Source organism: Oscillibacter sp. KLE 1728 (assembly GCF_934833455.1).
Taxonomy (GTDB): Bacteria; Bacillota; Clostridia; order Oscillospirales; family Oscillospiraceae; genus Oscillibacter; species Oscillibacter welbionis.
The window spans coordinates 1-12,871 of the sequence record NZ_CAKVVF010000056.1 but is presented as its reverse complement, the minus strand read 5'-3'; the positions used below and the strand labels follow the sequence as shown (position 1 = coordinate 12,871).

15 protein-coding genes are annotated in these 12,871 nt (G+C 63.4%); 9 read left to right on the top strand and 6 right to left on the bottom strand.

The window, feature by feature from the left end; genetic code table 11:
• On the bottom strand, positions 1–511 hold a 511-nt coding region (locus tag QVE23_RS07605; RefSeq protein ID WP_287967869.1), incomplete at its 3' end, for an MT-A70 family methyltransferase.
• A complete protein-coding gene (locus QVE23_RS07600) occupies positions 486–1,208 on the bottom strand; it encodes a BglII/BstYI family type II restriction endonuclease (RefSeq protein WP_021750324.1) in 723 nt (240 codons plus the stop codon). The genes QVE23_RS07600 and QVE23_RS07605, both read right to left, overlap by 26 nt.
• Before the next feature lie 164 nt (positions 1,209–1,372).
• On the opposite strand from QVE23_RS07600, the gene QVE23_RS07595 reads away from it, so the two are divergent.
• The 5 genes from QVE23_RS07595 (at position 1,373) to phnE (ending at position 6,913) form a co-directional block, all read left to right on the top strand.
• Positions 1,373–1,729: a response regulator transcription factor gene (locus tag QVE23_RS07595; protein WP_353847533.1), complete on the top strand. Its 357-nt coding sequence runs from the start codon at positions 1,373–1,375 to the stop codon at positions 1,727–1,729.
• Between the two features lie 587 nt (positions 1,730–2,316).
• A complete protein-coding gene (locus QVE23_RS07590) occupies positions 2,317–3,180 on the top strand; it encodes an EamA family transporter (RefSeq protein WP_036630902.1) in 864 nt (287 codons plus the stop codon).
• 384 nt (positions 3,181–3,564) lie between these two features.
• Positions 3,565–4,617: a PhnD/SsuA/transferrin family substrate-binding protein gene (locus QVE23_RS07585; protein ID WP_287967868.1), complete on the top strand. Its 1,053-nt coding sequence runs from the start codon at positions 3,565–3,567 to the stop codon at positions 4,615–4,617.
• Between the two features lie 20 nt (positions 4,618–4,637).
• Positions 4,638–5,384 (top strand): phosphonate ABC transporter ATP-binding protein, encoded by a 747-nt coding sequence (locus tag QVE23_RS07580; RefSeq protein WP_036630900.1) that lies wholly within the window; start codon positions 4,638–4,640, stop codon positions 5,382–5,384.
• Complete coding sequence (gene phnE / locus QVE23_RS07575; protein WP_287967867.1) at positions 5,381–6,913, top strand: phosphonate ABC transporter, permease protein PhnE; 1,533 nt, start codon at positions 5,381–5,383, stop codon at positions 6,911–6,913. Before QVE23_RS07580 ends, phnE begins: the two co-directional genes overlap by 4 nt.
• A 152-nt stretch (positions 6,914–7,065) precedes the next feature.
• Here phnE and QVE23_RS07570 read toward each other — a convergent pair whose 3' ends face one another.
• Together QVE23_RS07570 and QVE23_RS07565 are read right to left on the bottom strand one after the other, a co-directional pair.
• Complete coding sequence (locus QVE23_RS07570) at positions 7,066–7,497, bottom strand: cupin domain-containing protein (protein WP_025545232.1); 432 nt, start codon at positions 7,495–7,497, stop codon at positions 7,066–7,068.
• Between the two features lie 372 nt (positions 7,498–7,869).
• Positions 7,870–8,757 (bottom strand): LysR family transcriptional regulator, encoded by an 888-nt coding sequence (locus tag QVE23_RS07565; protein ID WP_273482166.1) that lies wholly within the window; start codon positions 8,755–8,757, stop codon positions 7,870–7,872.
• 200 nt (positions 8,758–8,957) lie between these two features.
• Here QVE23_RS07565 and QVE23_RS07560 point away from each other — a divergent pair, with 200 nt between their 5' ends.
• Complete coding sequence (locus QVE23_RS07560) at positions 8,958–10,058, top strand: aldo/keto reductase (RefSeq protein ID WP_287967866.1); 1,101 nt, start codon at positions 8,958–8,960, stop codon at positions 10,056–10,058.
• Positions 10,055–10,231 carry a hypothetical protein gene (locus tag QVE23_RS07555; protein WP_256264656.1) on the top strand — a complete coding sequence of 59 codons (177 nt, stop codon included), beginning with the start codon at positions 10,055–10,057 and terminating at the stop codon, positions 10,229–10,231. Before QVE23_RS07560 ends, QVE23_RS07555 begins: the two co-directional genes overlap by 4 nt.
• A 196-nt stretch (positions 10,232–10,427) precedes the next feature.
• On the opposite strand, the gene QVE23_RS07550 is transcribed toward QVE23_RS07555, so the two are convergent.
• Complete coding sequence (locus QVE23_RS07550; protein WP_021750310.1) at positions 10,428–10,625, bottom strand: ribbon-helix-helix domain-containing protein; 198 nt, start codon at positions 10,623–10,625, stop codon at positions 10,428–10,430.
• 148 nt (positions 10,626–10,773) lie between these two features.
• Between QVE23_RS07550 and QVE23_RS07545 the strand changes: the two genes are divergently transcribed.
• Together QVE23_RS07545 and QVE23_RS07540 are read left to right on the top strand one after the other, a co-directional pair.
• Complete coding sequence (locus QVE23_RS07545; RefSeq protein ID WP_021750309.1) at positions 10,774–10,953, top strand: hypothetical protein; 180 nt, start codon at positions 10,774–10,776, stop codon at positions 10,951–10,953.
• Between the two features lie 276 nt (positions 10,954–11,229).
• Positions 11,230–12,501 (top strand): tyrosine-type recombinase/integrase, encoded by a 1,272-nt coding sequence (locus QVE23_RS07540; protein WP_287967865.1) that lies wholly within the window; start codon positions 11,230–11,232, stop codon positions 12,499–12,501.
• A gap of 23 nt (positions 12,502–12,524) precedes the next feature.
• On the opposite strand, the gene QVE23_RS07535 is transcribed toward QVE23_RS07540, so the two are convergent.
• A partial coding sequence (locus QVE23_RS07535; RefSeq protein WP_287966780.1) for a hypothetical protein occupies positions 12,525–12,871 on the bottom strand: 347 nt, incomplete at its 5' end.

Genomic DNA, 12,871 nt, shown 5'->3' with positions numbered 1-12,871 from the left:
CTGGAGAGCATCGCTCGATCAGAGGGATGAATTCGTCCGGTTTTCTGGAGTGCTCCCGCTTCTGTGCCCGCAGCAGGTTCACCTGGGACCTGGCCGGGGGCAGCGTCCTGTTCCCGCCGCCCCTGACACCAAAGAGCAGAATTTCCGTCACATTCCGGAAGTAGAACCCCACACCCCGGCCGTCCGGTTCTCCGTCCTTGCGAACCTTCTCCCAGATGATATTGCCCTTGTACTCGAATCCCCAGGCCTTCATGACCGCAAGGCCGTCGGGAAGCAGGGCATTGGGGACCCACAGATACAGATGGCTCTTCTCCGCCGCCACCTGTGCCACCGGCAGCGCCATGATGTCTTCCAGCTCCATGGTCTCGTAGCGATTCAGCCGCTTGTGCTCAGGCGCTACCTTCCCGGTCCGATTCTGGAACCTCCAGGGAGGGTCGGCATATATGGTGGCGTATTTTTGATCGCCGCAGAAACGCAGCAGATTTTCAGATGTTTCCTGGATTGTGCTCATCGATGTACCCTTCCTCCCAATCTGTGATGCACGGTTTCCTGATGCCTACTGCCAGAATGGGGCATCCGCCGTTCCTGCGGGAATCCAAGCGATAGGTCAATTTCCCCATCCAGGTGGTGCTGGCCCCGTACTTCCGCAGAATGGGTTTCCACTGGCGGGTCTTTCCGTCATAGTCGTAAATGGTTTTGAAGATGTCGTTCAGCTCGGCAGAGCGCGTAATGATGATCCCTGCACTGACAAGGTCGCAGTCATAATACGTCCGCATGGCCAGCAGGTCCCGGTCAAACGTCTGATCTTTGCTGTTCCACTCCAGATCGAAGGCGATCCGGTTTTTCAGGAAGTCGATATTATGTCCGTCGATATACCCGGGTATGACCTTTTCCTCAAACGGCTCCTGGGAAAAGCGTCCCCGCTGTTCGGCCTGCCGCGGATAGAACTTGATGTGGAGGTCGCCGGAAATGCGGATCTCGCGCCATCCGCGGGGATACAGCACATCATCAAACTTTTTGGGGATCTTGGTCTCGTTTCCGCCGGACTCCCGAAGATCGTCCGTAGTGATGCGCAGCTGACGCAGGCAGTCCACAATCTCGCTCCACTCCGCCGGAAATGCCTGTGTGATAATCTCAAGCGCGTGATTATAGCTGTAAAATTCAAACTTCTCTAAAAGGTCGGGCGCAATATACTCTCTCAAGTCCAAGGCGGCTGTCCTCCTGTGTTTTAGATATTATAACATCTTTTCCTCCCGTTTTCACCACCATTTTTTGAATGCGCCATAATTTTCAGGGGTGCCTCTTTTTTACGTTTCACCAATCCGGGTCCCGCAGCCCCCGCCGGGCAGCAAAAATTTCGGAAAGAGGACACATGTTAACAGAGCGCAGCCAGTTGGGTGCTGTGGCAGGATGGTACATTTCCCCAGAGAGTCTTCAGAAGGGGTACGACCCAGGCATTGACGACTATATGGTGAAGTCCGGCGACTTCAGCGGGCTGCTCATGCGGGTGCGGGCACTGCTGCGCCGGGCCAATATTGAGGCCAGCCGGAAGCTGTCCGTGGACGGACTTCTTCTGTATGCCGACGCGCTGACGGCCTCTCTTGCCGGAGCGGAGATCCCCGTGACCATCCGGGAATTCAACATCCTGTACGAGCTGCTGTCCTGCCCCAACCGCACCTTCCCGCTACGGGCACAGGCGGAAGTTCTGTGGCAGCGGCAGACACACTGAACCCGCCGTCCCGTCACGTCCCCTGCGTCAATTCGCAAAGGCCATAGCCGGAAGTCCCGCCTCTCCGCCGCCGCAGCGCAAGAGGCACCCGGATGGCTCCCCGGTGCAGAGTCCGCACACTTGATTGAAAATGGATGCGCGGGCGGCAAATATTGTGGTATAATATCCATACTGAGATCGCTGGTGGCCGCCGGGCCGCGGCCGCTCCTTTCTCCGGCCGCGGCCCCCGCCCTGTCAGGGCTTTTACGGGCAAACATCCAACTTCCCGGCGCACCGCAGTGTGCAGGGCTGGAGATCACAGCAGGTACGGCAGCCTCCGCCGCCCCCCGTCCGGCCCTCCCCCGATATTTTTGAAAACGGTGCAAACGATCAGGACCGTGTCGACTGCCGGAGCCTACCGGAGGGCGGCCGCCTGCTCTTGCCCGGCGGCGGCGCAACGCGCCGGAGGGAGCTCCGCCCTGGCTGCCTGCACCACCGCCGGAACGGCGTGAAGCACGGATGTGCCATCCGGGGGCACGGCGTCTCCGCTGGGGGCGGCATCGAGGGCGCACTGTCCAAGGGGCAGTCATCAGAAAAGAGGAATGCGTATGTGGATTCTCTTCGCGGCTGGATCCGCGCTTTTCGCCGGTGTGACGGCCATTCTGGCCAAGTGCGGCATCCGGAAGACCGACTCCACCGTGGCCACCGCCATCCGCACCCTTGTGGTGCTGGCTTTTGCGTGGACCATGGTGTTTGTCGTGGGCTCCCAGGGGGAGATCCGGAACATCGGCCCCACAACGCTCTTCTTTCTGGTGCTGTCCGGCCTGGCTACCGGAGCCTCCTGGCTGTGCTACTTCAAGGCCCTCCAGCTGGGTGACATCAACAAGGTGGTGCCCATCGACAAATCCAGCACCGTGCTCACCATCCTGCTGGCCTTTTTTCTGCTGGGGGAGCCCATCGGCCTGCCTCAGGGGATCGGGGTGGTGCTGATCGGCACAGGCACCTTCCTGATGCTGGAGAAAAGGTCCCCCGCGGCCGGCTGTGCACCCCAGTGCGGGAGCTGGATGCTCTACGCCTTCGGCTCGGCGGTGTTTGCCAGTCTCACCGCGATCCTGGGCAAAGCCGGCATTCAGGGCGTGGAGTCCAACCTGGGCACCGCCATCCGCACCGGTGTGGTGTTGGTGATGGCCTGGCTCATGGTGCTGGTGACAGGCAAGGCCGGTGCGGTGCGGCAGGTGCCCCGGCGGGAGTTGGCGTTCATCTGCCTGTCCGGCGTGGCCACCGGGGCCTCCTGGCTGTGCTATTACCGGGCGCTTCAGAGCGGCCCCGCCAGCGTGGTGGTGCCCATCGACAAGTTGAGCATTTTGGTCACAGTGGCCTTTTCCCGGCTGGTGTTTCGGGAGAGGCTCACATCTCGCTCCGCCGCAGGTCTTGCCCTCATTGTGGCCGGGACGCTGGCCATGCTGTTCTGACCGCCGGAGCCATCCCCCTCCAGCGGGGTTCTCTTCGCGCCCACCCGATGCCGGACAGGTGTTCCTTTCGGCGGGCCGCCAGCTGGCGGCCGGGGGAAAATTTCCACTCTTGTTTTTTTCTGTACAGCGTGCTATACTGGCCGAGGTTTAAGGAATGCGGCGAAAGGGGGAGCTCCCTGGCGCCACGCTCACATAGATGACAAGAACCAGATTGCGAGGGAGCCTGTGTTCCAGGCTGAGAGGGTCCCAGTAAGGGCCGACCGCACCCGGCTTCCCAGGCGGAAGCGGGGGCATCAGCATCTGCGTGAAGGTCTGAACGGGTATGTGCTGATGAGGCGCGTGCCCGTTTTGTTTTGCGCAGAAAATTAAACTGGAGGGATTCCCATGAAAAAGAAGATTTCCGCACTTTTGTTGAGCCTGGCGCTGTGCGCCGGACTCCTGGCCGGCTGCGGCACCGGGGAGACGGCGGAGGCTCCGTCCGACACCGATGTACAGCAGGTGGACTCTCTGAAAATCGCATTTTCTCCCTATGCGGACGCCGACCTCATCTCCGAGTCCACGGAGCCGCTGGAGCAGCTGCTGAAGGCAAAGCTGCTGGAAAAGGGCTACGACGTGGGCGAGATCGACATGACCGTGGGCACCAGCTACACCGCCGTGGGCGAGGCCCTCAGCGCGGGCAGCGCGGACCTGGGCTTCATCTCCGGCGGCAACTACGTGCTCTTCTCCGACGACTGCGATGTGCTGCTGACCGCTCTGCGCTATGCCATCAACAAGGACTCTGAGAACCCCGCCGACTGGAACGACGGCACCATCGAGGAGAACACAGAGGACATGAGCACTTACTACCGCTGTATCCTGCTGGCCGGTCCCAGCGAGAAGGGCCAGGAGCTGCTCTCCAAGGTCAACGCCGGGGAGGAGCTGACCTGGGACGACCTGAACAGCGCCACCTGGGCGGTGCTGAATCCCACCTCCGCCTCCGGGTACATCTATCCCTCCCTGTGGCTGCAGGAGCACTACGGTAAGGGGATCAGCGATCTGGACAATGTGGTGGAGTGCGACTCCCACACCACCTCCGTGGCCCGGCTGGCTGCCGGTCAGGTGGATGTGATGGTGTCCTACGGCCACATCCGCATCAAGAACGCCCCCATCTGGGAATCCGATTTCGGCGGCACAGCCCCCATGGTGGAGCAGACCGGCGTGATCGGTGTGACGGACGGCATCTACAACGACATGATCGCGTACAGCAAGACCTCTGACACCATGGCGGACGAAGCCTTCCGGCAGGCAGTGGGCGAGTCCTTCATCGAGCTGGCCCAGACCGAGGAGGGCCAGGAGATCTTCGGCGTATTCAGCCAGGTGGGCTACGACTGGGGCAGCGACTCCGACTATGACGGAGAGCGGGCGGCCCAGGCGCTTTTGAAATCTATGGAAGCGTGACCATCTTCAGGAGGGATTTCATGCTGCAGGCGATCCATATCCGCAAACAATTTCAGCGTTCCGGCGAGGTGCTGCGGGATGTCAGCTTCACCCTGGGCGACGGCGAGTTTCTCTCGGTCATCGGCCCGTCCGGCGCCGGGAAAACCACCCTGTTCCGCATCCTGAATGGAACGGAGCTGTGCAGCGGCGGTGAAGTCCTCTATGGCGGGACGCACTTTGAAGCCGCCCGAGGCCGGGAAAAGCGGGCGGTCCAGCAGGGGATCGGCACCATCTACCAGGATTTCTGCCTGGTGGAGAACCTGTCCGCCATCCAGAACGTGCTGAACGCCTGCCTGCCGGACATGTCCCTGGCCGCCTCCCTGCTGGGGGCGTTCGGACGGGAGCGGTCCGAACAGGCCGCCGCGATCCTGCGAGAGGTCGGGCTGGCGGACAAGCTGGAGGAGCCGGTGAAAAACCTCTCCGGCGGGCAGAAGCAGCGGGTGGCCATCGCCCGCGCCCTGATGCGGAACCCCTCCATCCTGCTGGCGGACGAGCCGGTGGCGTCCCTGGACCCCGTCACCGGGCGGCAAATCCTGTGCCTGCTCCGGGACATTCAGCGCCAACGCGGCGTCAGCATCCTGATGAACAGCCACAATCTGGACCTGTCCCTGGAGTTCTCCACCCATATCGTCGGCATGAACCGGGGACGCGTTGTCTTTGACGGCGCCCCCGGGGATGTGACGGAGGCCGTCCTGCGGGATATTTACGGCGAGGCGGCGGCCGTATGAAACAAAGACGTATCCGCTGCCTCGCTGCGGCCGCTTTTGTGCTGCTGTTCCTGGGAGCCGCCTGGTTCACCGGATGCGACCTGTCCCTGATGTGGAGCCGGCGCGACCACCTGACGGACATCGCCGCAAAGATGTTTCCGCCGGACTGGGGATTCCTCGGGAAGGTCCTGCCCCTGCTGTGGGCCACGATCCAGATGTCCATTACCGGGACGTTTCTGGGCGCGGTGCTGTCCATCCCGGCCGCCATGGCCTGCGCCGCCGCCCTGCCGGGACCCGGCCCGGTCAAGAAGGCGGTCCGCTTCTGCATCCAGGTGCTCCGCTCCTTCCCGGCCCTGATCCTGGCCCTGCTGGCCACATTCTTTCTGGGCATCGGCTCCTTTGCCGGAACGGCCGCCATCACGGTCTACACCTTTGCCATCATGACCCGCCTGACCTATGAGGACATCGAGAGCGCGCCCCAGGGTCCCTATCTGGCCCTGCGGGCTATGGGCGCCGCCTCAGCCCAGGCGTTCTTCCGCTCCACCTTACCGGAGATCCTGCCGGCCTATCTCACCAACGCCCTCTATCTGCTGGAGGGCAATGTGCGGCACAGCGCCATCCTGGGCTATGTGGGCGCAGGCGGAATCGGCCTGCTGCTCAATGAAAAGGTCTCCTGGCGGGAGTACGACAAGGTGGGGACAATCCTGCTGCTCCTCTTCGCCGTGGTCTATCTCATGGAGCATCTCAGCACATGGCTCACCCGTCTGGTGCAGCAGGAGCGGACCCTGGGCCGGCAGGAGCGCCGGCTGCTGGCGGGCGCGGCGGCCGCGCTGGTGCTGTTCTGCACGGTCACGCTTCCGCTGCCCGACCTTTCCCGCACAAGCATGCAGATGGTGAAGACGCTCTTCACCGGCCTCCTGCACCCGAACTGGGAGCTGTTTTTCCGCCTGGACAGCAGCGGACTTGCCTATCTCCTGCTGGAGACCGTTGCCATCGCGCTGGTGGGGACCTGCGTCGGCGCCGTCTTTTCCGTTCCTCTGGCGTTTCTCGGCAGCAGCCGCTTTTTCCCGGCCCCCGCCGCCTGGCTGTTCCGGACACTGGTGACCGCCATCCGGTCCGTTCCCTTCCTGATCTATGGACTGATCTTCATCCGCGTCTGCGGCCCCGGCTCCTTTACCGGAGTGCTGACCCTGGCAGTGTGCAGCGTGGGACTTCTCTGCAAGCGCTTCACAGAGGCCATCGACACCTTGGATTTTCGGGCGTATCACGCTCTGGAGGCCATGGGGACGCCGAAGCTGTCCTGCGTCCGCCACGCGGCCCTGCCGCAGCTGGTGCCTCAGTTCTTCTCCGCCTGGCTCTATCGGTTTGACGTCAATATCCGCGAGGCCTCCGCCCTTGGCCTGGCCGGTGCGGGCGGAATCGGCGCGCCGCTGATCCTGGCCCTGAACCAATACGCCTGGCATGATGTCAGCACCCTGGCGCTGGGCATGATCGCCTTGTCCTGGCTGGTGGATCTGGTCTCCGCTTTCTGCCGCCGCAGGGCCGCCTGAGGCCGATGCCCGCCAGCAGCCGGATCCGGTGCAGCCCCCCGTTCCGCCCCGGCGGGAAGGATTCCGGCGGAGCTGCTGCAAAGCAAGACACGGACAGTCTTTGGACTGTCCGTGCCTTGTTGCCAAGCGGCGATTCCCCGGCCGGGAGCCGCTCAGAGTGCTTCGTATTCCGCGTCGCTCACCGGCTCGCACCACTCGTTGGAGCAGGCCTCACCGGGCATCTCGACGGCGATGTGGCTGAACCAGCTGTCCCGCTTGGCGCCGTGCCAGTGCTTGACCTCCGCCGGGATGACGATGACTCTGCCGGGCTCCAGGCTGACCGCCTCTTTGCCCTCCTCCTGGTACCAACCCTCGCCGGCGGTGCAGATCAGCAGCTGCCCGCCGCCCTCGGAGGCGTGGTGGATATGCCAGTTGTTCCGGCACCCGGGCTCGAAGGTGACGTTGGCCAGAAACAGCCCGTCCTCCGGGCGGGTCAGGGGATTGAGATAGGACCGGCCGGCAAAGTACCGGGCAAAAGCGTCGTTGGGCGCGCCCAGGCCAAACACGTTCTGTTCCTCAAATGCAGCCTTGTCCATGATCTTCATGCAACATACCTCCCAATGCTTTCTTATGAATGCGGGGCAGACCGCCGCCCCGGTGTGGATGTTCTGCCGCCAGCGTGTCTCCTGCCGCTCACGGGTGTAAATATCCGCCAGTGCGGCGGCCCGTATCTCCACCAGTAGCCGCAGCCGCATATAGCCCCCCGTCTCCTCTCCGGTGAAGCCGATGTCCCGAAGCGTCAGGATCAGGTTCAGCCGCTCCGGGTCGCGGCCTGCCCGACCTCAGGACCTCCATGGAGATCTGATCGCACTCGCTGGCCTCCTGGATCGTCATCGCCCGCACCTCAGGGCAGAAAGTGGAGACGTCCCCGCAGGGACGCCTCCATTCTAAATCCGGAACTTCGCCTTGTCCAATGCCTATACCGGATGGTCTGATATTCCGCCGACGTATTTCTCGGCAAATCGCAGCAGGGCAGCAGCGGTGGCAGAAAGGACCTCGGTCTTCTTCCAGGCCAGAACCGTGCCCGACTCCAGCGGCGGAGAGAGGGGCACGAACCGCAGCCCGTCATAGGCGCAATCCAGCCGGATCACCAGATAGATCCCCAGCCCCTCCCGGGCCAGCTGGGTCTGGTTGTAAGGCAGGTTGCCGCTGGCCGCCACCTGGATCCGGTCTGCGTAAGGGCCGAACCAGCGGATCATTTCCCGGCGCATCAGCTCCCGGGTGGTCAGGATCAGGGGGCTGTCCGCCAGGTCCCCGGGCGTCACCGCCTCCCGCCGGGCCAGAGGCGAATCCTCCGGCACCAGGACGCCCCAGGATTCCCGGACGGGCAGCCGGAGGATCTGGTAGCGGCTGGTGTCCACCGGCTCCAGCAGAAGTCCCATGTCCAGGAGTCCCTGCTCGATCCGCTCCTTGATCCCGTCGGAGTCTCCGCTGTAAATCTCATACTGGACCCGGGGATGCTGGCGGTGAAAGGCAGCCAGGAGCTTTGCCAGATACGTCATGCTCCGCAGGTCGCCGCTTCCGATGGAGATCCGGCCTGTGATCTCCTCCGCCGGTCGGAGCTCCCGGGCCGTCTTCTCCGCCAGCTCTACGATCTCCTGAGCCCGGCGGCGCAGCAGCATCCCGGCCTCCGTCAGAACGATGTGGTGCTGGCTGCGGCGGAACAGCTTGACTCCCAGCTCCTCCTCCAGCTGCATCAGCTGGCGGGACAGGGTGGGCTGCGTCAGATGGAGCAGCGCCGCCGCCCGGGTGATGTTCTCCTCCCGGGCCACAGTCAAAAAATACTTCAGCGTCCGAAATTCCACCGGGCCGCACCTCCTCTTCTCCCCTACCATATCATGGCCGCAGTGGGGCCGCAAGTGTGATATGTGTGAAATGTATGTCTCAGCATAGAAAACAGGTATTCGCTATTTCTCATTTCAGGCGGTATAATAGGGTCATGTGAGGCGCGGCGTCCGGACTCCGGCTGCCGCAGAGCTGCAACAGGAAAGGATGGTTTCGACCTATGGAATACCGTGTCAACCGCCGCACCGGGGACCGGATCAGCGTCCTGGGCGTGGGCACCAGCGGCCTCCCCGCCGTCGGGGCGAAAGAGGGTGCCGCCACGCTGGAGATGGCCCTGGAGCAGGGGATCAACTACTTCGACCTGGCCACTGCCGACTCCGCCTGCTTCCCCATCTTCGGCGCCGCCCTTGCGGGTGTGCGCAGGCAGGTGCTCTACCAGGTCCACTTCGGCGCCAATTACGCCGCCGGTAAACCTTACAGCTGGACCACGGATCTGGAGACCGTCAAGCGGTCGGTAGCGTGGCAGCTGGAGCAGCTGCGGACGGACTACATCGACTACGGCTTCATCCACTGTATGGACGAGTCCGGCGACTGGCGCCGGTATGTGGACAACGGCGTTCTTCAGTATCTGGAGGCGCTGAAAGCCCAGGGCGTCGTCCGCCACATCGGCCTCTCCACCCATACGCTGGCCCTGGCCCGGGAGGTGCTGGACACCGGCCTGGCGGACATGATGATGTTCAGCATCAACCCCAGCTACGACTATCAGCACGGCGAGTATGCCAACGGCAGCGCCACGGAGCGGATGGCCCTTTACCGCCGGTGCGAGGCGGAGGGCGTGGGCATCTCCGTGATGAAGGCCTTTGCCGGCGGACAGCTGCTGGATGCTCGTACCTCTCCCTTCGGTCAGGCCCTGACGGAATATCAATGCATCCAGTACGCCCTGGACAAGCCCGGCGTCCTGACGGTGCTGCCCGGTGTCCGAGACCGGGCGGATCTGGAACGGGTCCTGGGCTTTCTGCGGGCTGGGGAGGCGGAGCGGGACTACTCCGTCATCAGCTCCCTCACCCCCAGAGACGTGGAGGGCACCTGCGTCTACTGCAACCACTGCCAGCCCTGCCCCGCCGGCCTGGACGTGGGCCTCATCAACAAGTATTATGACTTGGCCCGTGCGGGGGATGCCTTGGCGGCAGAGCACTACCGGAGCCTGTCTCTGGGTGCGGATGCCTGCATCAGCTGCGGCCACTGTGACCGCCGGTGCCCCTTCCATGTATCCCAGTCGGCGCGGATGCGGGAGATCGCATCCTACTTCCGGCAGGCGTGAGGGCCCTGGCCGTTCCTTGCACCTTTGCCGGCTACATCAATGAGCGGCTGACTGCTGACATCCCCACCGTCCTCCGCTCCGCCACCGCCCTGGTGCCCCTGAAGATGGAGACGCCCGTCCCCTTCACCGGCACCTGGGCGGATGCGGAGGCCTGTCTGAAGGAATTCTACTGAGTGCCCTTCCCGTATCTATCTCCCAAAATCACCAAGACGGCTGCCAACCCGGCAGCCGTCTTTTTTTCGTTGATTCCCGCCTCCCCCGGAGGTGCGCCGGAATCAGAACTGTTTCAGTTATCTCCGATAGGATAGGGCGGGGGTGCGCGCTCCCGTTTTCACGGGTGTCCCCGCGGCCGGAGCCGCCGGCGGACGGTCAGTCGTCACGTGCCTCGTCCGCCGGCTTCTCCCGCGGGGTCTGCTGTTCCTTTTTCAGGGATTCCAGTCCCAGCCGGATCAATTCCACGGTCGCCTCCGAACGGGTCTGGAACCGGCGCTCAAAGCGGAAATCCTCGATCTGCTGAAACAGCTCATTGTCCACGGATACCGTGTAACGCGGTCTGTCTGTTGCCATCCTTATCACCTCTGGCCCTATTATACACGAGTGAACCACCGGTGTAAAGAGAGCCGCAGCCCCCTTGACTTCGGTTCAGTGAACCACTATAATAACTTTAATAGGTTCACCAATTCACTTAACCACTATATGGAAAGGAGCTGCGTACATGAACAGAGATCAAAAACGGTTTACCATCTCCGTGACGCCGGAGCTGGCGGCGGAACTGACCGCGGTAAAGCAGAGCAGCTACCCCGGCGTCCCCCGGGACGCGATGTTCCGGGACCTAATCATCCGGGGCCTTGCGGCGTGGGAGAAGCAGTCCGGCAAGAATAGCCAGCCCGTGTGACGGGTGGGGTGCCGGGCCCCATCGAAGCTCCTTCGGCTCTCCCGGCAAACGGCGGCAGACAGAAACAGACAGAAACACGGTGAAAGTCAGAGGCGGCAGGTACGCCCGGTGCGGGCACCCGTGGGCAGCTGCCCGCACCCGCCATCCCATGGAGACAGCAGAACAATTCTGGGCGTTCCTGACCGGGAGCGTCCAAAGCGGTGCAGGGTTCAGTCCGTATGTCATACGGTCGTAACCCGCCGTTCATCGCTCCCCCTGACCGGGAGGAGACGGAACGTGAGCAAAGTAACCATGAGACGGCCGGATGCCCGGGCCATGGCCCAGCTTCTGGCGGAGCAGACGCAGACGGCGGCGGGGCTGATCCTCCGCCTGGCCTGGCGGCAGGGGCTGACCCGGGAGGAGATCCAGCGCCTCACTTGGAACGATGTGGACTTTTCTGCCCATCAGCTCCGGCTGCCGGACCGGACCATCCCGCTGGAGACGGAGACCGAGGACTGCCTGCGCCGGCAGGCGGAGCGCCCCGACCCGCCTACTCCCTTCGTGGTGGTCTCGGACCGCCGCAGGCAGCAGATGCCGCCGGAGTCCATTTCCCGCCTGGCCAGAAAAACTCTGGACCGGGCGGGGCTGGGCGGCATCAGCCTGATGGATCTGCGGCACGACTTCATCATCCGCCATCTGGAATCCCACGATTGGCCCTATGTGGCCCGGATCAGCGGCATCGCCGTCCCCACTCTGTATGCCGTTTTCTCCGACTATCTGCCGGAGGGGCGGCAGAAGGACTCCCGCCCTCGGCGGGAGGTGGACGGTTTTTTGATGTGGAAGCTGCTCCAGGCGGAGGGCAGCTCCCCGGTGGGGCTTGCCCTTTGGATGGGTTGGAAGCTGGGGATGCAGGTCCGGGAGATGACAGCCCTGACCTGGGACCAGGTGGATCTGGACCGGGGTCTGGTGCGGCTGCCGGACCGGGACCTGGCCCTGGGCGTCACCCTGCGGCGCCTGCTGCGGGCGGCGGCGGGACGCCGGCGGCCGGGTGAGGACCCGCACGTGCTGCTGACGCCCAACTCCCGGCGGCCCTTGGACCAGCCCCGGCTGTCCAAGATGGTGCGGACCGCCCTGATCCGGGGCGGGATGGAGCACATCAGCCTGGGAGATCTCTGCCGGGAGGAGCGCCGGGAGAGCGAGGACGCCCGGCTGCTGGCCTACGCCGCCGAAAAAGGCACCATCTCCCGGTCGGAGGCCATGTCGCTGCTCGGCCTGTCCAAGGTGGCGGCCTACGAGCGTCTCCGGCAGCTGGCTGAGCGGGGAAAGCTGGTGCGGGTCGGCGGCAAATACTACCCCGCCGGCCAGGTGGTGCCGCCGGAGGAGCAGTATGACGTCATCCGTACATTTCTGGAGCAGTCCGGTCCGGCCTACCGGCAGGATCTGGCGGCGCTCCTGCACGTCGGCGACAGACAGTGTGCCCTGATCCTCAAGCACATGGTGGAGGACAGGCGTCTGGTGCAGGCCGGGCAGCGGTACGCCCTTCCCATTCGGGATGAGGTTCTGCTGTGAACGGCGCAAAAGGAGAGCGGCCCTCAGGGGCCGCTCTCTTTTTTTGCCCGCGCCGCGGCCGGAGCAGAAATCGCGTCCGTGTTATGATGGCGTGACATGGCTGTCCATGCGGTTTGTGCGCCGTTTTTCAATTGGATTAAAAGGTTTGCGAAACGCTGGACACCGGCAGTTTTTTCCCGTAAATTGGCCTTGCGAACGGCGGAAGCGCCCCGCATCCGGCTCTGCGGTTGGTGTAGGCCGACACAAGTTGGTTGGCTAGCCCCCACACGAATCCCAGATCCGCCTGGGGTCTTCCGGCGGACCGCAAATTTTTTGAAGGAGGAGAAATCCCAATGAAGAAGTTCCTTTCTCTGGTGCTTGCTCTGGTGAT